This is a genomic window from Microbacterium oxydans (assembly GCF_000956525.1).
Classification (GTDB): domain Bacteria; phylum Actinomycetota; class Actinomycetes; order Actinomycetales; family Microbacteriaceae; genus Microbacterium; species Microbacterium oxydans_A.
Genome location: NZ_JYIW01000020.1, coordinates 1 through 20,816, shown reverse-complemented (window position 1 = coordinate 20,816; position 20,816 = coordinate 1). Strand labels below are relative to the sequence as shown.

Annotated in this window: 18 protein-coding genes; 13 read left to right on the top strand and 5 right to left on the bottom strand. The window is 70.2% G+C overall.

The features are described 5' to 3' along the window. On the bottom strand, positions 1 to 951 hold the full coding sequence (locus RS83_RS04600; RefSeq protein WP_045278355.1) for an NADP-dependent oxidoreductase: 951 nt from the start codon (positions 949 to 951) through the stop codon (positions 1 to 3). Between the two features lie 66 nt (positions 952 to 1,017). Here RS83_RS04600 and RS83_RS04595 point away from each other — a divergent pair, with 66 nt between their 5' ends. The 5 genes from RS83_RS04595 to RS83_RS18210 all read left to right on the top strand — a co-directional run bounded on the left by RS83_RS04595 (position 1,018) and on the right by RS83_RS18210 (position 5,803). Then, positions 1,018 to 1,230 (top strand): heavy-metal-associated domain-containing protein, encoded by a 213-nt coding sequence (locus tag RS83_RS04595; protein WP_045278354.1) that lies wholly within the window; start codon positions 1,018 to 1,020, stop codon positions 1,228 to 1,230. Further along, positions 1,227 to 2,153: a hypothetical protein gene (locus RS83_RS04590; protein WP_045278353.1), complete on the top strand. Its 927-nt coding sequence runs from the start codon at positions 1,227 to 1,229 to the stop codon at positions 2,151 to 2,153. Before RS83_RS04595 ends, RS83_RS04590 begins: the two co-directional genes overlap by 4 nt. Continuing rightward, the gene (locus tag RS83_RS04585) at positions 2,150 to 4,405 is read left to right on the top strand and encodes a heavy metal translocating P-type ATPase (protein WP_045278352.1); all 2,256 of its coding nucleotides are present in this window, start codon (positions 2,150 to 2,152) and stop codon (positions 4,403 to 4,405) included. The genes RS83_RS04590 and RS83_RS04585 overlap by 4 nt, the downstream gene beginning before the upstream one ends. Positions 4,406 to 4,483: 78 nt before the next feature. Next, on the top strand, positions 4,484 to 5,299 hold the full coding sequence (locus RS83_RS04580) for a sugar nucleotide-binding protein (protein WP_045278351.1): 816 nt from the start codon (positions 4,484 to 4,486) through the stop codon (positions 5,297 to 5,299). A gap of 78 nt (positions 5,300 to 5,377) precedes the next feature. After that, positions 5,378 to 5,803 carry a cupin domain-containing protein gene (locus RS83_RS18210; RefSeq protein WP_052678857.1) on the top strand — a complete coding sequence of 142 codons (426 nt, stop codon included), beginning with the start codon at positions 5,378 to 5,380 and terminating at the stop codon, positions 5,801 to 5,803. 31 nt (positions 5,804 to 5,834) lie between these two features. Here RS83_RS18210 and RS83_RS04570 read toward each other — a convergent pair whose 3' ends face one another. After that, positions 5,835 to 6,683 carry an alpha/beta fold hydrolase gene (locus tag RS83_RS04570; RefSeq protein WP_045278350.1) on the bottom strand — a complete coding sequence of 283 codons (849 nt, stop codon included), beginning with the start codon at positions 6,681 to 6,683 and terminating at the stop codon, positions 5,835 to 5,837. A 198-nt stretch (positions 6,684 to 6,881) separates the two neighbouring features. Next, the gene (locus RS83_RS19070) at positions 6,882 to 8,360 is read right to left on the bottom strand and encodes a PucR family transcriptional regulator (protein WP_045278349.1); all 1,479 of its coding nucleotides are present in this window, start codon (positions 8,358 to 8,360) and stop codon (positions 6,882 to 6,884) included. A 73-nt stretch (positions 8,361 to 8,433) separates the two neighbouring features. Here RS83_RS19070 and RS83_RS04560 point away from each other — a divergent pair, with 73 nt between their 5' ends. Genes RS83_RS04560 through RS83_RS04535 form a run of 6 tightly spaced genes read left to right on the top strand, consistent with a single transcriptional unit; the run spans position 8,434 to position 16,386 of the window. Beyond that, complete coding sequence (locus tag RS83_RS04560) at positions 8,434 to 9,540, top strand: DUF917 domain-containing protein (protein WP_045278348.1); 1,107 nt, start codon at positions 8,434 to 8,436, stop codon at positions 9,538 to 9,540. Next, a complete protein-coding gene (locus tag RS83_RS04555; protein WP_045278347.1) occupies positions 9,537 to 11,111 on the top strand; it encodes a hydantoinase/oxoprolinase N-terminal domain-containing protein in 1,575 nt (524 codons plus the stop codon). Before RS83_RS04560 ends, RS83_RS04555 begins: the two co-directional genes overlap by 4 nt. Before the next feature lie 52 nt (positions 11,112 to 11,163). Then, positions 11,164 to 12,753, top strand: a complete 1,590-nt coding sequence (locus RS83_RS04550) for an ABC transporter substrate-binding protein (RefSeq protein WP_045278346.1) — start codon at positions 11,164 to 11,166, stop codon at positions 12,751 to 12,753. 4 nt (positions 12,754 to 12,757) lie between these two features. Further along, positions 12,758 to 13,801, top strand: coding sequence for an ABC transporter permease (locus RS83_RS04545; protein WP_082071521.1), 1,044 nt, complete (start codon positions 12,758 to 12,760; stop codon positions 13,799 to 13,801). 3 nt (positions 13,802 to 13,804) lie between these two features. Continuing rightward, positions 13,805 to 15,619, top strand: coding sequence for a dipeptide/oligopeptide/nickel ABC transporter permease/ATP-binding protein (locus RS83_RS04540; RefSeq protein ID WP_052678854.1), 1,815 nt, complete (start codon positions 13,805 to 13,807; stop codon positions 15,617 to 15,619). After that, complete coding sequence (locus tag RS83_RS04535) at positions 15,616 to 16,386, top strand: ABC transporter ATP-binding protein (RefSeq protein WP_045278345.1); 771 nt, start codon at positions 15,616 to 15,618, stop codon at positions 16,384 to 16,386. The genes RS83_RS04540 and RS83_RS04535 overlap by 4 nt, the downstream gene beginning before the upstream one ends. 158 nt (positions 16,387 to 16,544) lie before the next feature. Here the strand turns inward: RS83_RS04535 and RS83_RS04530 are convergent, their stop codons facing one another. Beyond that, on the bottom strand, positions 16,545 to 17,291 hold the full coding sequence (locus tag RS83_RS04530; RefSeq protein ID WP_045278344.1) for a DeoR/GlpR family DNA-binding transcription regulator: 747 nt from the start codon (positions 17,289 to 17,291) through the stop codon (positions 16,545 to 16,547). Positions 17,292 to 17,346: 55 nt separating this feature from the next. Here RS83_RS04530 and RS83_RS04525 point away from each other — a divergent pair, with 55 nt between their 5' ends. Further along, complete coding sequence (locus tag RS83_RS04525) at positions 17,347 to 17,703, top strand: NUDIX hydrolase (protein WP_045278343.1); 357 nt, start codon at positions 17,347 to 17,349, stop codon at positions 17,701 to 17,703. A gap of 21 nt (positions 17,704 to 17,724) precedes the next feature. On the opposite strand, the gene RS83_RS04520 is transcribed toward RS83_RS04525, so the two are convergent. Next, a complete protein-coding gene (locus tag RS83_RS04520) occupies positions 17,725 to 18,906 on the bottom strand; it encodes a hypothetical protein (protein ID WP_045278342.1) in 1,182 nt (393 codons plus the stop codon). 235 nt (positions 18,907 to 19,141) lie between these two features. On the opposite strand from RS83_RS04520, the gene RS83_RS04515 reads away from it, so the two are divergent. Next, entirely contained in the window at positions 19,142 to 20,776 is a 1,635-nt protein-coding gene (locus RS83_RS04515; RefSeq protein WP_045278341.1) for an ABC transporter substrate-binding protein, read from the top strand. Positions 20,777 to 20,816 lie beyond the last annotated feature (40 nt).

Here is a 20,816-nt window from a genome sequence, read left to right as displayed (position 1 = left end):
TCAGGCCGATGCAGTCGTGAGCACGATCTTGCCCGTCGCGTGCCCCGCGATCGAGCGGGCGTAGGCTTCCCGCACGTTCCCGAGCGGGTGCACCGAGTCGATCGGCAGCTCGATCACTCCGTCGGCGATGAGCTGGGCGATCTGCGCGAGTTCTCCGGCGCCGGCCGCGGCGCCGCCGACTCCCGCGACAGCGGAGTTCTTGCGGGCCTCGTAGTCGGCGATCGTGTTGATCCGCTCCGGCGGCACGCCCAGCGAGAGCGCCAGCTCGACGGTGCCGTGACCGACCGTGTCGAGCACGGCCGTGAAGCCCTGCGGGGCGGCGGCACGCAGCTCGCGTTCGAGTGAAGGGCCGTACGCGATGGGGCGGATGCCGAGTCGGCGCAGCATCGCATGATTGCGCTGGCTGGCGGTGCCGTGCACCTGCGCGCCCTGTCGCACGGCGAGCTGCGCGGTCACGATGCCGACGCCGCCGGCCGCCCCGCCGACGAGCACGACGTCCTCCGGGCCGAGGTGCTGTGACTCGACGCTCGCGACCGCGGTGCGCCCGACCACGTTGAGGGCGCCGGCGGCGAGGAAGGAGAGCCCGTGCGGCATCCGGACGAGCCGTCGGGGGTCGATCACGAGATGGTCGGCCTGCGCGTGGAAACGGAGGCCGCCGAACACCCGGTCGCCGATGCGCCACCCCTCGACCCCGTCGCCTCGCGCTGCGATCGTGCCGGCGAAGTCGTAGCCGTTCCCGGACGGCAGGGTGCGCTCATAGGCGTCGTGCAGCGGGAGCCCGCTGAAGATCTTCCAGTCGACCGGGTTGACACCGGCTGCGGCGACGCGCACCAGCACCTCGCCGGTGCCGGGCACAGGGATCGGGCGGTGCTCGATCTCCAGCACCTCCGGTCCGCCGAACCGCCGGAACACCACGCGTCGCGATACCAGCCGGGGATCATCCGCGATCATGCGCTCAGCATAGGCTAGAGTTGCTACAAATACCCCCTAGGGGTATCCGACGAAGAGGAGAGCATCATGGCGACGAACGAATACCAGGTCACCGGGATGACGTGCGGCCACTGCGAGATGTCGGTCCGCGAAGAGGTCGGCCAGGTCGCCGGCGTCGAGGGCATCCAGGTGAGCGCGCAGTCCGGGACGCTCGTCGTGACCGGCTCAGACGTGATCGACGACGCGCAGATCCTCGCCGCGGTCGAAGAGGCGGGATATTCAGCGGTGCGCTCGTCATGAACGCGGGCGCGCGGCTGGCCCTCTCCGGGGTCGGGCTGGTGGCGGCATTCGGCATCGCGTTCGGCGTCGCCGCTGCGGTGGCGCCGGATGACCTCGCCGCCGACTGGCAGCAGGGGAGCGAGATGGACGACCACGGACAGGGTCACGCACCGGCTGACGGCGCCGCGACCCCGGTCGTGAGTGCGCTGCAGGGGTTGGCGCTCAGCGCCGACGGGTTCGTGCTGTCACCGATCGATGCCCCGGCGGCCGTCGATGACGCAGGCACGCTCAGCTTCCGGATCGAGGATGCAGCAGGCGATGCGGTGACCGAGTACACCACGGCGCACGACCGCGATCTGCACCTGATCATCGCCCGTTCCGACGGAAGCCGGTTCCAGCACGTGCACCCGGTGCTGGACGAGTCGACCGGCATCTGGTCGCTCCCGTGGGAATGGGCGGCCGCGGGGACCTATCGGGTGTTCGCTGATTTCACGCCCGCCGGTGCAGACGCATCCGGGCTGACCCTCAGCCGCACCGTGCAGGTGGCTGGCGAGTTCACCCCCGTCGTCGCCGAGCCGAGCAGGGTCGACGAGGTCGACGGCTTCACGGTCTCGCTCGACGGCGACCTGGCCGCCGGAGCATCCAGCGAGCTCGCGATCACGGTCTCGCGCGACGGGCAGCCGGTCACCGCACTGGAGCCGTACCTCGGCGCCTTCGGTCACCTCGTGGCCCTGCGAGACGGCGACCTCGCCTTCCTGCACGTGCATGCCGAGGGCGACGAGCCGCAGCCGGGCGAGACAGCCGGACCGGAGATCGGCTTCGTCGCCGAGGCGCCGACCGCGGGTCGGTACCTGCTGTACCTGGACTTCCGGGTGGACGGCGAGGTGCGCACGGCCGAGTTCGTGCTCGACGCCGGCGAAGCAAGAGAAGGAACGACACCATGAGCACATCAGCGACAGCGGGAGCCGGCGTCGAGCTGGAGATCGGCGGCATGACCTGCGCCTCCTGCGCGATGCGGATCGAGAAGAAGCTGAACAAGCTCGACGGCGTCACGGCGACCGTGAACTACGCGACCGAGAAGGCGAAGGTCACGGTGCCGGACGGCTACGACCCTGCGCTGCTGATCGCCGAGGTCGAGAAGACCGGCTACACGGCCGCGATGCCCGCACCGAAGGGAACCGGGGCCGCAGACGACGCGGGCGACGATGCCGACCCCGAGCTGCGTTCACTGCGCAACCGCCTGATCGGTGCGGTCGTGCTCACGGTGCCGGTCATCGCGATGGCGATGATCCCGGCCCTGCAGTTCACGTACTGGCAGTGGGCGTCGCTCGCCCTCGCCGCCCCCGTCATCGTGTGGGCCGCCTGGCCGTTCCACCGAGCAGCCTGGATGAATCTGCGGCACGGCGCCGCCACGATGGACACGCTCATCTCGATGGGCACGTCGGCCGCCTTCCTCTGGTCGCTGTACGCGCTGTTCTTCGGGACCGCGGGGACCCCGGGGATGACGCATCCGTTCGAGTTCTCGCTGGCGCCGTCCGACGGTGCGGCGAACATCTACCTCGAGGTCGGGGCAGGGGTGACGATGTTCATCCTCGCCGGGCGGTACTTCGAGAAGCGCTCCAAGAAGCAGGCCGGTGCCGCGCTGCGGGCGCTGCTCGAGCTCGGCGCAAAAGAGGTCTCGGTGCTGCGGGGCGGCGTCGAGGGGAAGATCCCAGTGGAGGAGCTGCGGGTCGGTGACGAGTTCATCGTTCGTCCAGGCGAGAAGATCGCCACGGACGGCGTCGTGGTCTCCGGTACCTCGGCCATCGATGCATCCATGCTCACGGGGGAGGCCGTTCCCGTCGAGGTCGCCGCAGGCGATGCCGTGACGGGCGCCACGACGAACGTCGGGGGACGGCTCGTGGTGCGGGCGACGCGGATCGGCTCCGACACGCAGTTGGCGCAGATGGCCCGGCTCGTCGAGGACGCGCAGACCGGGAAGGCCGAGGTGCAGCGCCTGGCCGACCGCATCTCCGGAGTGTTCGTGCCGATCGTGATCGTGATCGCGGTCGCGACACTCGGCGGCTGGCTGGGCGCCGGGTTCCCGGCGACCGCTGCCTTCACCGCTGCTGTCGCGGTGCTGGTGATCGCGTGCCCCTGCGCGTTGGGACTCGCGACGCCGACGGCGCTGCTGGTGGGCACCGGTCGCGGAGCACAGCTGGGGATCCTCATCAAGGGGCCGGAAGTGCTGGAATCCACCCGCAGCGTCGACACGGTCGTGCTCGACAAGACCGGCACGGTGACGACCGGCAGGATGACGCTCGTCGATGTGATGGTCGAGCCCGGCACCGACCGCGCCGAGCTGCTGCGACTCGCAGGTGCGCTGGAGGATGCCTCCGAGCATCCGATCGCTCAGGCGATCGCCACGGGCGCGACGCAGGAGGTCGGGGCGCTGCCCACCCCTGAGGGCTTCACGAACATCGCGGGTACAGGCGTGCAGGGCGTCGTCGACGGGCACGCGGTGGTCGTGGGTCGGGTGTCGCTGCTCGCCGAGTGGTCGCAGCAGCTGAGCCCGGCGGTCGCATCCGCGAAGGCGCGCGCCGAGGGCGAGGGCAAGACCGTCGTCGCGGTGGGTTGGGACGGCGAGGCCCGCGGCATCCTGATCGTGGCCGACGCGGTCAAGCCGACCAGTGCGGAGGCGATCGCCCGGTTCAGGGCCATCGGGCTGACGCCGGTGCTGCTCACGGGGGACAACGAGGCCGTCGCCCGCCGGATCGCCACCGAGGTGGGGATCGGCGAGGTCATCGCCGAAGTGCTCCCGAAGGACAAGGTCGATGTCGTCATCCGGCTGCAGGGCGAAGGAAAGGTCGTCGCGATGATCGGCGACGGCGTGAACGACGCTCCTGCACTCGCGCAGGCCGACCTCGGACTCGCGATGGGGACCGGTGCCGACGTCGCGATCGAGGCATCCGACATCACCCTGGTCCGTGGCGATCTGCGCAGCGCGGTCGACGCGATCCGGCTGTCGCGCGCAACGCTCGGAACCATCAAGACGAACCTGTTCTGGGCGTTCGCGTACAACGTCGCGGCGATCCCCGTCGCGGCCCTCGGCATGCTCAACCCGATGCTCGCGGGGGCGGCGATGGCGCTGTCCAGCGTCTTCGTCGTCGGCAACAGCCTGCGTCTGCGCGGGTTCAGGAGCGTCGCCAAGGGATGACGCGTCGGGGGCGCGGTGCCTCGGCATCGCGTCCCCGTCGCGTGCTTCCCGCCGGCGTCCGTGTGGCAGATTGGGCAGGTGGACACCTTTCCAGCCCCCGCCCGAACGCTCCTCATCGGATACGGCAAGCTCGCACAGGGGCTGGCGCCGAGGCTGCTCGCGGATGGCGGCGCCGTCGTCGCAGTGCGTCGCAGCGACGGCGCCCTGCCCGAGGGGGTCGTCGGCATCCGCGCCGACCTGGCCGAACCGCTCGACCAGCCGCTGCCGGTGGTCGATGCGATGGTGGTGACGCTGCCGCCGGGTGATCCCGGCTACCGCGTGGTGCTGGGCCATGTGGCGGATGCGCTGCCGGCCACGCCTTCGCGCACGATCTTCGTGTCGTCGACCGGGGTGTTCGAGGCAGGGCCGTTCGACCGGACGATCACCGAGGCCGACGAGCCGGCCCCGACCAGCGATCGTGCGCGCGGCCTGCGCGACGGCGAGCTCGCGGCGAGGGAGCTGTTCGACGCCGTGATCGTGCGTCCCGCCGGGATCTACGGTCCCGGTCGTGAATTCCTGCTGCGCCAGGTGCGCGAGCACGCCGTGGTGAACCACCGCCGACGGACCAACCGCATCCACGAGACCGACCTCGTGCGCGCCCTCGACGTGCTGCTGCGGATGCCGGAGCCACCGGCGCTCGTGCACGGGGTCGACGCGACGCCGGCACCGCTCGGCGAGGTCGTCGCGTTCATCGCCCGCGAGCTCGGCCTGGATGCGCCCCCGCACGACCCGACCGCCGCGCAGAGCGGCACCGTGCTCGACGGCGCACTGCTGCGTTCGGTGCTGGGCGAGCTGCAGTACCCGAGCTACACCGACGGGTACGCCGAGATGATCCGGGGGTCGCGCCCGGCGTGAGCGCAGCACATCACGCTCCGTGGATCATGGGGTCGCGGTCCATACCGGGCCGCGTCGCGCTCGCGCACACTGAGACGCATGCGCGTGCAGAAGCGAGGCGACAACAGTCATGACTGGGAGCTGTACCACGGCGAGGGCCGAGTCGGCATCGAGTGGTACTTCCAGCAGACCACCGGGCTGCCGACGTCGGTGATGCTCTACCGGCTCGAGCCCGGCGCCGAGGAGGGGCAGCATCACCACCTCGAGGGCGATCCGGACAGCTGCTCGACGAACAGCTCCGACGAGATGTACATCGTGACGAGGGGTGAGGTCGTCGTCACCTCGGAGGAGGAGCGACGGGTGCTCCGCGTCGGCGACGCGTTCTACGCCCCGGAGGGCCTGCAGCATGGGGTCCGCAACGAATCGGATGCCGTGGCTGAACTCGTGCTCGTGTTCGGACCGCGAGGGCCGCATCCGTTCTCCCAGACCGGCACCGAGGCGTTCGATGCCGAGGCGGATCGCTGAGTCGTCGGTGCGGCTCGACCGGTCCTTCGGCTCAGCGCTGCTCCTCGGCCCGGGCGACCGTGCGGAGGAGGGCTGCGGCGAGATCGGGCCACAGTTCGTGCGGGATGAGGTGCCCCATGTCAGGGTGCACCTGCAGCTCGGCGCCGGGAATCGCCTCCGCGATGTCGACGGCCGAGGCCCAGTGCAGCACGTCGTCGTCGCGGCCGTGGAACACGAGCGTCGGCACCGTCACGGACTTCAGCGCATCGAGCCGCTCGGGCGCGCGCTTGAGCGCTGACCACTGCCGGGAGAACCCCTCGGGGAAGTACCCGCGGTCGTACGCCTCACCGGTCGCCGCGACATGCCACGCGATCTGCGGGTCGTAGCGTCCGCTCGGAGCCGCCTGCAGCGCTGCCTCGGTGAAGGCGACCGCCTGCTCGCGGGTGATGCGCACGGGCGGCTCGGCGAGTTCGGGGCGCTCGCCGTGGAGCACGTAGCGGGGCGACTGGCCGGGGATCGTCGAGAGCAGACCGAGGCTTCGGACGCGCTCCGGATGCCCGATCGCGAGCATCTGCGCCATCATCCCGCCCATCGAGTGCCCGGCCACGTGCGCCGACTCGACGCCGAGGTCATCGAGCACTCGGAGCACATCCTCGGCCAGGTCGGCGAGCTCGTATCGGCCGTCGACCTCGTCGGGTCCGCCGAAGCGCTGCGAGAACCCGGTGTCACGGTTGTCGAAGCGCACGACGCGCACACCGCCCTCGGTGAGCATCGCGATGAAGCGCTCATCCCAGGCGAGCAGTTGCGCGCCGCCGCCCGACACCAGGACGAGCACGGGGGCATCGGCATCGCCGAACGCCTCGTAGTAGAGGCGCACATCCGCGGCATCCGTGTAGGGCATGGCTGCGAGCCTAGGGCGCGACGCGGCATCCGATCATGTGGCGTCCGCCCACTGCGCGCTCTGCCGGTTGGGCGCAGCGCCCATGCGCTGGTCTCTCCACCCCCCCGCTGAGGGGTCACCACACGCCGCGCCGCGGGACCCGGGAGCGGCGTGTGCTGACCCCTCAGCGGCGGCGGGGGGGGGAGAGGGGGAAGGGGGCTACGCGGCGCCGAGCAGTCGGACGCGGCAGGCCAGCTCGACCGCGAAGCGCGCATCGGGGTCGCTCAGGTCGATGCCGAGCAGCTCGCGGATCCGCCGCATCCGGTAGCCGACGCCGTTCGGATGCAGCATCAGCTCCTTGCCCGCGTGCACGAGCGAACCGTCGTGCGCCAGGTAGGCGAGCAGGGTGCGCACCGACAGCAGGGCGCGCTCCGCGCCGAGCTCGTCGAGCGGGCGCAGCACGTCGTGCAGCAGCTCACGGCTGATCGGCGAGGCGTAGACGTCGAGCAGCACGCGGCGCAGCCCGGTGACGTCCGTGAGCTCGACACCGCCGAAACGACCGGCGGCGATCGCGGACTCGGCGGCGATCCGCGCCTCGGCCGCCGACTGCCGAAGCCCGAGCGCGCCGAGCTGCGGGGTGCCGAGCCCGAGCGTGTAGGTCCAGTCGGAACCTGCCAGCTCCTGCGCCTGCCGCTGGATCAGCATCGCGACCTCGCGCACCCGTCGCTGGTGGTCGCCTGCGCCGTGCTCCTCGGTGCACACGAGCATCAGGTCGTCCTGCAGGAAGGCGACGTGCCAGAGCTCCTCGCGCGCCTCGACCAGCTGCAGCGCGAAGAGCTCGAGCGCCGGTTGCACGCTGCGCGGCGCGCGGGCGTCGGTGTCGCTCGGACGCGTGGGGGCGAGCCAGGCGACCACGTGCGACTGGGGGAGCGGGAGTCCGAGCCGAGCAGCCTGGCCGACGAAGCCCTCGGCGCGGGTGGAGTCGGCGAGCACGAGCTCGACGAGCAGATCGGCGCGTGACTGGGTGGGGGCGTAGCGGTCGCGGCTCTGCCGCTGCGCGACACGAGACAGCAGCGAGGCGATGACCGGCAATGAGACCTCGGTCGCGCCGTCGGTGCTCCCGGCGACGAGGCGCCCGATCGGCACCTCGCCGATGAAGACCGCGTCGGTGTCGGTCCACGAGACCTCCGGATCGGAGATCAGCGACAGTTCGGTGCCCAGCACGCTCCCCGCCGCGGCCAGGATGCTCTCGGTGCTGTTGCCGGTGTCGCCGGCTGCTGCGGTGGCCGCCGTGACGGCTTGGGCGCCGCGCATCATCGCCTCGGATGCACCGCCGGAGATCGCCCGGTCGATGACCTTCGCGAGATCGGCGGATCCGACACCGGCTGCGGAGAACACCGGCACCCCGCCTCGTTCGGCGAGCACGGTCGCGGTCTCGGCGAGGGCGAGCGCGGTCGTGAACACGATGCCGGCGAGACCGCGCGCGCTGGCCTGGCGCAGCGCGACGTCGATACGGAAGGGCGGCGGCTGCTCGTCGCCGGGGACGATGGCGAGGGTGCCGGCGGTGAGCGCGTCGAGCCGGTCGACCGCGACGAGGTCGACGCGGTCGATCGGGCGTTCGTCGATCGGGCCGGCGACGAGTCGAAGTCCCAGCCGGTCGGCGTCATCGCGAAGATCTCGCAGCGAGTACTGTGCCATGCGCACAGTATGAACCGAAACACTGGCGGATCGGAACATTGTCCCGCGGAGGAAGCCTCCGTACCGTGAACACATGGCCCAGATATCCCCTGCCGCACGCACGTCGGCACCGATCACCGAGATCACCGCGGACGACGTCGCAGCCCTCGGCATCGGCACCGCCATCTTCGGCACCGGCGGCGGCGGCGCCGTGTACACGAGTCAGATCATGGTCGAGAAGGCGCTCCGCGAGCACGGACCGGTGCCGCTCGTGACGGTGGCCGATCTCGACGAGGACGACGTCGTGATCCTGATGTCCGGCATCGGCGCTCCGACGGTCGGCATCGAGATGCTCTCGGCGACCGGTCAGATCCACGCGCTGCTCGCCGAGGCCGAGCGACTGCTCGGACGCCGGGTCACGACGCTCATGGCCGCGGAGATCGGCGGCGGCAACGGCGTGCAGCCGATCGGCTGGGCCGCCCGCCTCGGGCTGCAGGTGCTCGACGCCGATGGCATGGGCCGCGCGTTCCCCGACGCCGCGATGGTCGCGATGAACGTCGCCGGCGTCCCCTGCGCGTGGGCCGTGCAGAGCGACGTGGTCGGCAACATCTCGGTCATGAAGACGATCGATCTGCACTGGCTCGAGCGGCACGCCCGTGCACTCACCGTCGCGAGCGGCTCGATCTGCATCGGCGCGCACTATCCGATGACGGCCGATCAGGTGCGCGGCGCCGTGATCGAGGGCACCGTGAGCGCCTCGATCCGCGTCGGCCACGCGCTGATGTCGTCGTCCGATCCGGTCGCGGCCGTCGCCGACGAGCTCGACGCGCGCGTGCTGATGACCGGCAAGATCACCGACCTCGACCGTCGCACCGCCGGCGGATTCGTCCGCGGCTCCGTCACGATCACCGGCACCGGTGCCGACCGCGGGCGGCTGCAACGCCTGGAACTGCAGAACGAGAACCTGCTCGTCCTGGAAGACGGCGAGGTGCTGGTCAGCGTTCCCGACCTCATCACGATCATCGACGCGGAGACCGGACACGCGATCACCACCGAGATGCTCCGCTTCGGCCAGCGCGTGTCGGTGCTCGCCTGGGCCTGCGATCCGATCTGGCGCTCGCCGCGGGGACTCGAACTCGCCGGCCCGGCCGCGTTCGGCTACGACCTCCCGTACGTCCCCTTCGAAGGAGCAGCGCGATGACCGCTCGTGACCTGTCCATCGGCGTCGACGTCGGCGGCACCAACACCGACGCGGTCGTGCTCGACGGCGACGGCCGGGTGCTCGCCTGGACCAAGCGCGCGACGACCGATGACATCACCGGCGGCATCCGTGCCGGCATCCGCGATGTGCTCGCCTCGATCGGCGACGACCGCTCCCGTGTCTCGCGGGTCATGCTCGGCACCACGCACGCGACGAACGCGATCGTGCAGCGTCGGCAGCTCGACAAGGTCGCGATGATCCGCCTCGGCGCTCCCGCTGCGACCGAGTACCCGCCGCTGACCGGCTGGCCGGACGACCTCGTCAGCATGGTGCTCGCCGGGTCCGCGATGCTCGGTGGCGGCCACATGGTCGACGGCACCCCGATCGCGCCGCTCGACCGCGACGGCATCCTGCGCTTCGTCGACGGACTCGACCACTTCGACGCGATCGCCGTCGCAGGGATCTTCAGCCCTTCGTCGCCGGAGCAGGAGCTCGAGGTCGCCGACCTGCTCCGCGGCCATCTGGGTCCGGACGCCAGGGTGTTCCTCAGCCAGGACATCGGCCCGACCGGCCTGCTCGAGCGCGAGAACGCGACGCTGCTGAACGCCGCACTGTACGGCGTCGCCCGCTCGGTGACCGAGGCGCTGGTGACGGTCGTCGACGAGGAGGGGCTGGATGCTGCCACCTTCTTCGCGCAGAACGACGGCACCCTCATGTCGCTCGACTACGCCGCGCAGTATCCGGTGCTGACGATCGGCTCCGGACCGGCGAACTCGATCCGCGGCGCCGCGTACCTCTCCGGTCACGACGACGCGATCGTGATCGACGTCGGCGGCACCACCTCCGACCTCGGCGTCGTGGTCGGCGGGTTCCCGCGCGAGTCCACGCTGCCGCGCGAGATCGGCGGTGTGCGGACGAACTTCCGGATGCCCGACATCCTCAGCCTCGGCATCGGCGGCGGCACGGTGATCGACGTCGCCTCCGGCCGCGTCGGACCCGACTCGGTCGGCTACCGCATCAACCAGGAGGGCCTGCTGTTCGGTGGCTCGACACCGACGCTGACGGATGCCGCCGCGCTCGCCGGGAGTCCGGTCGACGGCCGCTCGCTCCCCGCGCTCGACGGACCGATGACCGCAGCGCTCGAACGCGCGCTCACCGTGGTCGCCGAACGCCTGGAAGAGGCGGTCGAGCGCCTCTCGCTCGGCCGCATGGACATCCCGCTCGTCGTCGTCGGCGGTGGCGGATTCCTCGTCCCTGACCGGCTCGCCAGTGCCGGGCGCATCCTCCGGCCCGATCATGGCGGCGTCGCGAATGCGGTCGGCGCCGCGATCTCGCTGGCCGGCGGCCGTGCCGATCAGATGGCCCCGATGGGCGACCGGGACTCGGCGATCGAGCAGGCATCCGAGGCCGCGATCGCGAAGGCGATCCAAGCCGGCGCCGACCCCCTGCAGGTGTCGATCGTCGACGTCCTCGAGACGCACGTGCCGTACACCGCCCACCCCACCGTGAACGTGACCGTGAAGGCGGCCGGTCCCCTTGCCCGGCTGTCCGCCGACGCCGTGGTCCGCTGACCGCACTGCGTCACCACCAGCTGTATCCCGAACCCGAAACGAGGAGATCGCAATGAAACGCAGTACCGCCCTACCCGTGGCCGCCGTTCTCTCTGCGCTCGCGCTGACACTGACGTCTTGCGCGGGTTCCGCCGACCCGTCCGATCCGTCCACCGGCGACTTCGTGTCCGGCGGCACGTTCGTCGCCGCGGTCGGCGACGACCCCGGTGACCTGAACCCGCTGAAGGCCGTGTCACCCGACACCTTCGCCGTCGTCAACCTCGCCTACGAGTCGCTCATCGCCGTCACCTCCGAGGGTGAGCTGGTGCCCTGGCTCGCCGAGAGCTGGGAGGAGACGGGCACCGAGGTCGTCTTCACCCTGAAGGACGGCATCACCTGCGCCGACGGCTCCGAGTTCACGGGGCAGACGGTCGCCGACAACCTGAACTACAACGCCGATCCGGCCAACGCGACCTTCTCGTACGGCTCGGTCATCGACGAGACGATCTCGGCGACCGCAGACGGCAACGTCGTCACCGTGACCAGTGCGGCGAACAACCCGTTCCTCGCCGTCAACGTCGGCACCATCATGCTGGTGTGCGATGCGGGTCTCGCCGACCCGACCACGTTGTCCGATGCGACCGACGGCACTGGGCTCTTCAGCCTGAGCGACATCAAGCCGGGCGACACCTACACGTTCACCAAGCGCGACGACTACACGTGGGGACCGGACGACGTGACGAGCGAGACCGCCGGTCTGCCCGACACGATCGAGGCTCGCGTCGTCACCGATGAGAGCACCGCGGCGAACCTGCTCGTGTCCGGCGAGATCAACGCCGCGACCATCTCCGGCGCCGACCGCTCGCGACTCGACGGTGCAGGCCTCACCCACACCGGTGTGCGCAACCCGGTCGGCATGATGCTGTTCAACGAGAAGGAGGGGCGCCCGTTCTCCGACCCGCTCGTGCGCGAGGCGCTCTCGACCGCGATCGACCGCGACGAGGTCGGCACGGTCATCGCCGACGGCGAGGGGCTCGAGTCGATCTCGCTCGTGACGAAGAACCCGCTGCTGTGCGTCGCGGACAAGCCGGAGTGGACGCTGCCGGACACCGACCTCGAGCGTGCGGGCGAACTGCTCGACGAGGCCGGTTGGGCGCTCGGCGACGACGGTCTCCGCACCAAGGACGGCAAGCCGCTCACCATCAAGTTCGTCTACAACGCACCCACCTCGACGCACGCGGCCGCGGCCGAGCTCGTCAAGGAGACCTGGGACAAGCTCGGCGTGACCACCGAGCTCTCCGCGAACGATGCGGCGGCCTGGTCCGAGCAGCTGTACTCGACGTTCGACTGGGACACCGGTTGGGTGCAGATCGCCCCTGGCGGCCCCGTGCTGCTCTCGGTGTTCTTCGACGGCGCGACGCCGGACGCCGGTGGCCTGAACTTCATGTTCGTGAAGAACCCCGAGTACTCCACCCTCGTGGCCGAGGCCTCCAGTGCGACGCCGGATGAGGCGTGCGGCATCTGGAACGACGCCGAGAAGGAGCTCATCGAGCGCTTCGACGTCTTCCCGGTGATCGACAACATCCTGCCGACCTACCAGTCCGGTGCGATCTTCGATCAGCCGAACTTCATCCAGCCCACCTCGATCCGGATGCTCGGCTGACGCCATGACGACGACTCCTCCTCTCGCGACCGCCGAAGTGGCCGACACCAGCACGGCCGCCCTGGCGGCGCGGGTGGAGGAGCGCCGTCTGCGGCGGGGGCTCTCCCCGCGGACGGCCTTCCTGTTCCGCCGCCTCGGCCGCCTGGTCATCTCGCTCGCCGTGGTGATCGTGGCCTCCTTCCTCCTGATGTACCTCGTGCCGGGTGATCCGGTGCGAGCGGCGCTCGGCAACAGCGCCACCCCGCAGCTCGTCGAAGCCACCCGTGCACAGCTCGGGCTCGACCGGCCGATGTGGGAGCAGTTCTTCCGCTTCATCGGCGGCCTCCTCACGGGCGACCTCGGCACCTCGGTGCGACTGCAGCGTCCGGTCGGCGATGTGATCGCGCAGCGCTTCCCGACGACGCTGCTGCTCGCGGTGCTGGCGTTCATCATCGCCGTGATCGGCGCACTGCCGGCAGGGATCGGTGCCGCGGTGCTGGCGCGCTCCGGTCGTCGCCGCGGGCTGACGATGGCGGTCTCGGCCGTGCTCGGCATCCTGATCGCGGTGCCCAGCTTCCTGGTCGCGGTCGGACTCATCTCGCTGTTCGCGGTGCGGCTCGGCTGGCTCCCGGCCGCAGGCTGGGGATCACCGGAGGATGCCGTGCTGCCGGTGATCGCACTCGCGATCGGCCCGATGGCGTACCTCGTGCGCATCGTGCAGGTCGAGATGCTCGCGGTGCTCGACACCACGTACATGACCACCGCGCGAGCCAAGCGGCTCCCGCGTCGTCTGATCCACCTTCGGCACGCACTGCCGAACATCGTCACCGCGTCACTCACGGTCGGCGGCCTGATCCTCGCGGGGCTGACCGCTGCCACCGTGTTGATCGAGACCGTGTTCTCGATCCCGGGTCTCGGCACCATCATGGTGTCGTCGGTCGGTGCCAAGGACTATCCGATGGTGCAGGGCGTGGTCATCGTCTACGCGCTGATCGTGCTCGGCGTGAACCTGGTCGTCGATCTGACTCTCGCCACCATCGATCCCCGCTCGTCGATCACGGAGGGCTGAGACATGTCGCTGCGCACGAAGCTGCTGAACCCGACCGCGATCTCGGCCGTCGTCGGCTGCGCCCTGCTGCTCTTCATCGCGGTTGCCGGCCCGACGATCTGGGGACCGGCTGCCGACACCACCGATGTGTCGTCCCGGCTGCTCCCCGCCAGCGCCGCGCATCCGTTCGGCACCGACGAGCTGGGCCGCGATGTGCTCGCCCGCGTGCTGGTCGCGACCCGCCTGACGCTGCTGCTGACCCTCGGTGCGACCGCGATCTCACTCGTCGGCGGGATCGTGTTCGGGCTGGTCGCCAGCATCCTGCCGAAGTATCCGCGTCGTCTGTTCACCGGACTCCTCGACATCCTGCTCGCCTTCCCGTGGCTGCTGATGGTGCTCTTCTTCACCGTGATCTGGGGTGCGACCGCGACCGGCGCGATGCTCGCGATCGGCTTCGCCGGCATCCCGTCGTTCGCCCGTCTGGTCTACAACCTCGCGGCATCCGTCTCCGGACGCGACTACGTGCGCGCGGCCAGGGTCGTCGGCGTCGGCCCGATCGGCATCCTGCTCCGGCACGTGCTGCCGAACATCGCGAACCCGTTCTTCGTGAACGCGGCGGCCACCGCGAGCGTCACGCTGCTGTCGTTCGCCGGGCTCTCCTTCCTCGGGCTCGGTGTGCAGGCGCCGGCCTATGACTGGGGTCGGATGCTGCAGGAGGGCATCCTGCGCATCTACATCAATCCGCTCGCCGCGATCGGCCCCGGGATCGCCGTGGTGCTCGCCGGTCTCGTGCTCACGCTGCTCAGCGAGGCCGTCGCCGGTTCCCGCGGGCAGGGTTTCCGTGCGGTCGCCGCTCGGGCGACGGGCGCGGTCACGCTCACACCTCGGCGGCGGCGGGGCGTTACCGAGAGCACGGCGTCGGCGACCGACGCGATCGCCGAGATCTCCGACCTTCGCATCGCGTTCGCCACGGCAGACGGCGGTGTCATCGAGCGAGTCCGTGGCGTCGATCTGCGCGTCGTGCCTGGTGAGATCGTCGGGATCGTGGGCGAATCCGGTTCGGGCAAGTCGCTCACGGCGATGGCGCTCGCCGGGCTCCTCGGTGACGACGCCCGCATCGCGACCTCGGTGCACCGTTTCGACGACATCGACATGACGCGAACGCTCACCGCGGCCGACCGGTCGAGGCTGGGCGTCGAGCTCGGCATGATCTTCCAGGATCCGCTCACCTCGCTCAACCCGGCGCTCACGATCGGGCGGCAGCTGACCGAGGTCCCGGAGGTGCACATGGGGATGCGTCCGGCGCAGGCCCGCGCCCGTGCCGCCGACGCGCTCGAGTCGGTCGGGATCGCGAACGCCGCCGCTCGCCTGAAGCAGTATCCGCATGAGTTCTCCGGCGGTATGCGGCAACGCGCCATGATCGGGATGGCGCTCACCGGGCGCCCCCGTCTGATCATCGCGGACGAGCCGACGACCGCCCTCGACGTCACGGTGCAGCGGCAGGTCATGGACGTGTTGCATCGCGCGCAGGAGGAGACGGGGGCTGCGATCGTGTTCATCTCGCACGACATCGCGCTGGTCTCGGCCTTCTGCGATCGGGTGATCGTGATGAAGGACGGCCGGATCGTCGAGACGCTCGACGCGCGGCGCATCCGCGAGGACGCTCGGCATCCGTACTCGAAGGCGCTGATCGCCTGTCTGCCCGACATGACGAGCGACCGCACGCAGCCGCTGCCGGTGATCGCGCCCGAGCTGCTGCCGGAGGCCCTCGACGACGCCGGCGTGCACGACGCCTCGCGTGACGACGCTGCGAACGAAGACCGGGAGGTGTCGGTGTGAACGCACTCGAGATCGAAGACCTGAGCGTCCGGTACGGCCGCACCAGAGTGGTGGAGCGGGTGAGTCTCGCGGTGCCGAAGGGCCGCACGGTCGGCCTGGTCGGCGAGTCGGGGTCGGGGAAGAGCACGATCGCGGCCGCTGCCGTCGGACTCGTGCGGCCGGAGTCGGGATCGATCAGGGTCGACGGCGTCGAGGCGGTCGGCGGCGGATCCGCTGCTCGCGGTGCCAGGCGGCGGATGCAGCTGGTGTTCCAGGACCCCTTCTCGGCGCTCGACCCGCTGATGCCGATCGGCGACTCGATCGCCGAGGCGCTGCGGGCCACCGGACGCCGGTGGACCCGCGCGGAGCGGATCGCCCGCGTGCGGGAGCTGCTGGCGCAGGTGCACCTCGACCCCGACCGTGCGGGGGAGCGCCCTGGCGCCTTCTCCGGCGGGCAGCGGCAGCGCATCACGATCGCCCGTGCCCTGGCCGGTGAGCCGTCGGTGCTGATCGCCGACGAGGTCACGAGTGCGCTCGACGTCTCGGTGCAGGGCGCGATCCTCAACCTGCTGCGCGAGCTGCAGGATGAGCTCGGCCTCTCGATGCTCTTCATCTCGCACAACCTCGCGGTGGTGCGCTACATCAGCGACGAGGTGTGCGTGATGCGCAACGGGATGCTCGTCGAGGCCGGGCCGACGGAGACGCTGCTCGCGAACCCCGGCGACCCGTACACGCAGGACCTGCTCGACGCGGTGCCGGTGCTCGGCCAGCGGATGCAGTTCGGTTGACCCTCAGCCCCCTAGCCCCGTTGGGTCCCTGAGCCTGTCGAAGGGCCCCCCACCCCAGTCCGCACCCTGGGTCCCTGAGCCTGTCGAAGGGCCCAGTCCCCACCTCCCCTTTGGGTCCCTGAGCCTGTCGAAGGGCCTCCGCCCCCCAACCGACGCCCTCAGTGCCCCGACCCCACCACCGGCAGCTCCTCGATCAGCGGGTTGCGGTCGAGCGGGTCGACGACGATCCCGGCGATGGCGTCGAGCGCGATCACGGGGAAGTGCGACACGGCGCCGATCTTCTCCTCGCTGCCGAGCACGTAGGTGGCGGCGCTCCTGGCGGCGAGCGCTCGCTTGGTGACGGCGTCGTCGACGGATCCGGTCGTGAGCCCGTGCACCGGGTCGATGCCGGTGACGCCCAGGAAGAAGGCGTCTGCCGAGAGGTGCTGCAGGGCTTCCATGGCGAGGGGGCCGCTCGCGACCATCGAGTGCCGCGAGAGCTCGCCGCCGATCAGGATGATGCGGGCGTCGGAGTGTTCGGCGACTGCGAGAGCGACGGCGGGGCTCGGGGTGATCACGGTGAGCGACGCGTCGCGGGCGAGCAGCTGGGCCATCGCGAGGGTCGTGGTTCCTGCGTCGAGCACGATGGTGGATGCCGGGCGGATGAGGTCGACCGCGCGCCGGGCGACGCGTTCCTTGCTGTCGGTCGCGAGGTCCTGTCGCAGCTGCACCGGTCGGTCGGCCGGCGGGATCGGCAGCGCGCCGCCGTAGACGCGCACGAGCTTGCCGTCGTCGGCGAGTTCGCGGAGGTCGCGGCGGATCGAGTCCTCCGACACTCCGAGGTCGTGGGCGACGGTCTTGGCGACCACGCGTCCGTCGCAGTCGAGGATCTCGAGCAGGTGGGTCTTGCGCTGTGCGCCGAGCATACGATTCCTTCGTGAAGTTGCACGTTGTTGCACGATTCAGGATACAGTCTCCGTCATGACATCACCACTCCTGATCCTCATCGCCGGCCCCTACCGCTCCGGCACCGACGGCGACCCCGCGCTGATCGCCCGCAATCTCGAGCGTCTCGAAGAGGCAGCAGCCCCCATCCATCGCCTCGGACACGTGCCGATGATCGGCGAATGGGTCGCCCTGCCGATCCTCCGCGGCATGACAGAGGCGGATGCTGCCGACGGCGACGTCATGTACGAGACCGCGCGTCGGCTGCTGCAGCACTGCGACGCCGTGCTGCGCCTCCCCGGAGCATCCGCCGGCGCAGACCAGGACGTCGTGATCGCCCGCGAGCGCGGTCTGCCGGTGTACTTCTCGCTCGACGAGATCCCGGTGGCGTAGCGCCCGGCTCCACGGGGGTGCTCAGATCGCGCGATAGCGCATCGTCACGATGTTCGAGAGATCCGAGCGCCTCCAGTTGGAGACCGAGACGAAATGCGAGTGCGAGAACCAGGCATCCTGGTTCTTCCAATGCCCGACCACCGGGAAATGCGGGAGGAGTTCGGGGTCGAACGCCATCCGGTTCTCGCCGTGCCGCAGCGAATCGGCCAGGACGACGTGGTCCATCCGTGTGCGCATCGAGATGACCCCACCGACGTTCGCCCGGATGGCCGCCCACGCCTGTGAGGTCCGATGGATGGCTGGCGTGTGCAGCAGCACGAGCAGCTTGATCCGAGCGCCCTTCGCGAGGGCATCGAGCGCGACGTTGCCTCCGTGGCTGTGGGCGTAGACGGCGTCCAGCCATCCGGCGCCCGAGACGAGGTCGGCCCATCGGTGCAGGTCTTCGCCGCCCTGCGTGCGACCGAGGTCCGAGTACTCGCCACTCCAGACGAAGTAGCCGTCCGCGTCGTACAGGTTCGCTGAGTTCTTCGCGCGCAGGTGGCTGTGCAGGGGAGACCCCGGCCGATGCCACCCGTTCTCCTCCACGAGTGCCCACGTACCGTGGATGGTCGTGCTGACCGGGTTCCCGACCCATGCCGGTCGCTCCGGGACATCCGGCGAGGTGCGAGACACGTCGAGCATGGCTGCAGCGACGGCGTTCGCCTGCGGGTCGGCAGACTCGGCGGCACTGCGGAGGATGTCGTGGCTCCGGTTCAGACGACCGCCCGAGAAGGCGTGGAGGGCGGCCGCGGCGGCGGCGGCCTCCAGAGGATGCTCGCTCTGCTGTCGGATGTTGAGCAGAGCCAGCAGCGGCATCGGGGTGCGGAACCGGACGACGTCGCCCCACAGGGCCCGGGTCCTCTCGTCGAGGGACCCCGCCGACGAGAGGTCATGGAACTCCTGCGCCTGCCGCGTGAGGTCATCGAGTCTGGCGTCGCTGGACCAGCGTTGCATCTCATCTCCAGCACGCTCGACGTGCGGCACCCCGAGCAGATCGGCGTCCTCCCGAAGCGCGGTGTCCGGCTCGAACCGGCCGAATGCGTACGCGGCCATGCCGAGCAGCTGTCCGGCCCGGCTCGCGATGGCAGAGGGAGTCTCCTGCAGGAAGGCATCGAGGCCCGGGACGGGTCGCAACGGTTCCGGCTCGGGCATCATCATCGTCATGCTGTGCTCCAGGGTGCGCTGATCTTCCGCGAAATCTATCGCACGGCGGACCGCCACCGCTGCGCGGTTCGCCCGCCGCCCAGCTCCACGGGACCGGCGACCCTAGCGCAGGCGTTCCGGCTCGCGCCCCGTGTGACTCTGTCTGACGCTCCGTTTCCTTGCGTGTACCCCGCTGCTCTGCGCCGATCCTCCTCTGGATAGCGTCGAAAGCCCGTGCCTACCGAGAGGACCGATCGTGGCATCCGCGAGAAACCCCCGCCGTTTCGGAGCTGCCGTCGCAGCAGCCGTCGTCGCCGCACTCACCCTGACCGCCTGCGCTGCCGGCACGTCGACGGATGCAGCGGAGTCGAACGGCGAACCGGTCTCGGGCGGCGATCTCGTCGTCGCCGCGCGGTCGGAGCCGCCGCAGCTCAACCCGCTGGTCGATCAGACGGGTGGCGCGCACGTGCTGACGCCGGTCGTCGATTCCCTCGTGTGGGACAACGGCGACGGCACCTACGGCACCTGGCTCGCGACGAAGTGGGAGGTGTCGGATGACGCCCGCGTGTACACGTTCACGCTGCGCGACGACGTCACGTTCCATGACGGCACCCCTTTCGACGCCGAGGCCGTGAAGGTCAACTTCGACTACGTCGCCGACCCTGCGAACAAGTCCACCGGCTCGGTCGCGAAGCTCGGTCCGGTCGCCGAGGTGCTCGACGAGTACACCGTGCGCATCACGCTGGAGCAGCCGGAGTCGAGCTTCCTGACGCTGATCGCGGCGCCGTATTTCGGCATCGTCTCGCCGAAGCAGCTGCTCGACGACCCCGATTCGCTCGCGTCGACCGTGGTCGGCACCGGGCCGTTCAAGTTCGACGAGTGGGTCAAGGGGCAGAGCCTCAGCTACGTGCGCAACGACGACTACGACTGGGGGCCGGAGGGCACGCACGAGGGTGCTGCGTACCTCGACACGATCACGTACCGGTTCCTCCCCGAGGACCAGACCAGGTACAACTCGCTCATCACGGGTGAGGCAGACATCGTCGACTACATCGCGCCGGAGTACGCGGAAGAGGTGAAGAGCAACGACGGCTACGGCTCGGAGGAGTTCCTGCTGCCTGGCGTCGGTTTCACGCTGCACCTGAACACCCGGACCGCGCCGTTCGACGACGTGCGGGTGCGCCAGGCGCTGCTGCACGGCATCGACCGTGCTGCGATCGTGAAGAGTGCGACCTTCGGTGCCTATCCGGTGCAGGAGTACCTGGCGACGACCACGCCCGACTACAAGAAAGACCTCGAGAACGTCATCGACTTCGATGCGGATGCCGCCGGCGCACTGCTCGACGAGGCCGGCTGGTCGGAGACGGATGACGAGGGCTACCGCACGAAGGACGGCGAGCGTCTGAGCACGGTCATCCCGTACGCCGACAACGACCAGCTCGCACAGCGCACGCTGGAGCAGGTGCAGATCGACGGCAAGGCCCTCGGCTTCGAGATCGTGCTGCAGCCGGTTCCCGCGGCGGACTTCTCGCAGCGTCTCTACAACGGCGACTACGGCATCATGCCGTCGTTCCAGTCCGAGGCGACCGGCATGCAGCTGTGGCGTCTGTACGGCGGCGACAACATGTCGGACGGTTCGTCGATCGGCTCGAATGCCTCGTTCCTGTCCGACCCGGAGCTCGACGCCCTGTTGGCGCAGGCCAGGGCGAGTGCCGACCCGGTCGCCCGCGCCGACTTCTACGGGCAGGCGCAGGAGCTGCTGCCGGAGCTCGCGCCGTCGATCCCGCTCTACTCGCGGGCTCGGGTCGTGGCTTGGCAGCCGAACATCCACGGCGTCACGTGGGACTACGCGTGGCCGCAGCCGTACCTGTTCGACGCCTGGAAGAGCTGACGCCCCCGCGGGCCCCTGAGCCCGCCGCAGGGCCCACCCC

Coding starts and splice junctions, on each gene's coding strand:
- RS83_RS04530 (WP_045278344.1), bottom strand. CDS start 17,291: ATGCTCGGCGCACAGCGCAAGACCCACCTGCTCGAGATCCTCGACTGC.
- RS83_RS04540 (WP_052678854.1), top strand. CDS start 13,805: ATGTCGCTGCGCACGAAGCTGCTGAACCCGACCGCGATCTCGGCCGTC.
- RS83_RS04555 (WP_045278347.1), top strand. CDS start 9,537: ATGACCGCTCGTGACCTGTCCATCGGCGTCGACGTCGGCGGCACCAAC.
- RS83_RS04585 (WP_045278352.1), top strand. CDS start 2,150: ATGAGCACATCAGCGACAGCGGGAGCCGGCGTCGAGCTGGAGATCGGC.
- RS83_RS04560 (WP_045278348.1), top strand. CDS start 8,434: ATGGCCCAGATATCCCCTGCCGCACGCACGTCGGCACCGATCACCGAG.
- RS83_RS04520 (WP_045278342.1), bottom strand. CDS start 18,906: ATGACGATGATGATGCCCGAGCCGGAACCGTTGCGACCCGTCCCGGGC.
- RS83_RS04570 (WP_045278350.1), bottom strand. CDS start 6,683: ATGCCCTACACGGATGCCGCGGATGTGCGCCTCTACTACGAGGCGTTC.
- RS83_RS04525 (WP_045278343.1), top strand. CDS start 17,347: ATGACATCACCACTCCTGATCCTCATCGCCGGCCCCTACCGCTCCGGC.
- RS83_RS04550 (WP_045278346.1), top strand. CDS start 11,164: ATGAAACGCAGTACCGCCCTACCCGTGGCCGCCGTTCTCTCTGCGCTC.
- RS83_RS19070 (WP_045278349.1), bottom strand. CDS start 8,360: ATGGCACAGTACTCGCTGCGAGATCTTCGCGATGACGCCGACCGGCTG.
- RS83_RS04595 (WP_045278354.1), top strand. CDS start 1,018: ATGGCGACGAACGAATACCAGGTCACCGGGATGACGTGCGGCCACTGC.
- RS83_RS04600 (WP_045278355.1), bottom strand. CDS start 951: ATGATCGCGGATGATCCCCGGCTGGTATCGCGACGCGTGGTGTTCCGG.
- RS83_RS04590 (WP_045278353.1), top strand. CDS start 1,227: ATGAACGCGGGCGCGCGGCTGGCCCTCTCCGGGGTCGGGCTGGTGGCG.
- RS83_RS04545 (WP_082071521.1), top strand. CDS start 12,758: ATGACGACGACTCCTCCTCTCGCGACCGCCGAAGTGGCCGACACCAGC.
- RS83_RS18210 (WP_052678857.1), top strand. CDS start 5,378: ATGCGCGTGCAGAAGCGAGGCGACAACAGTCATGACTGGGAGCTGTAC.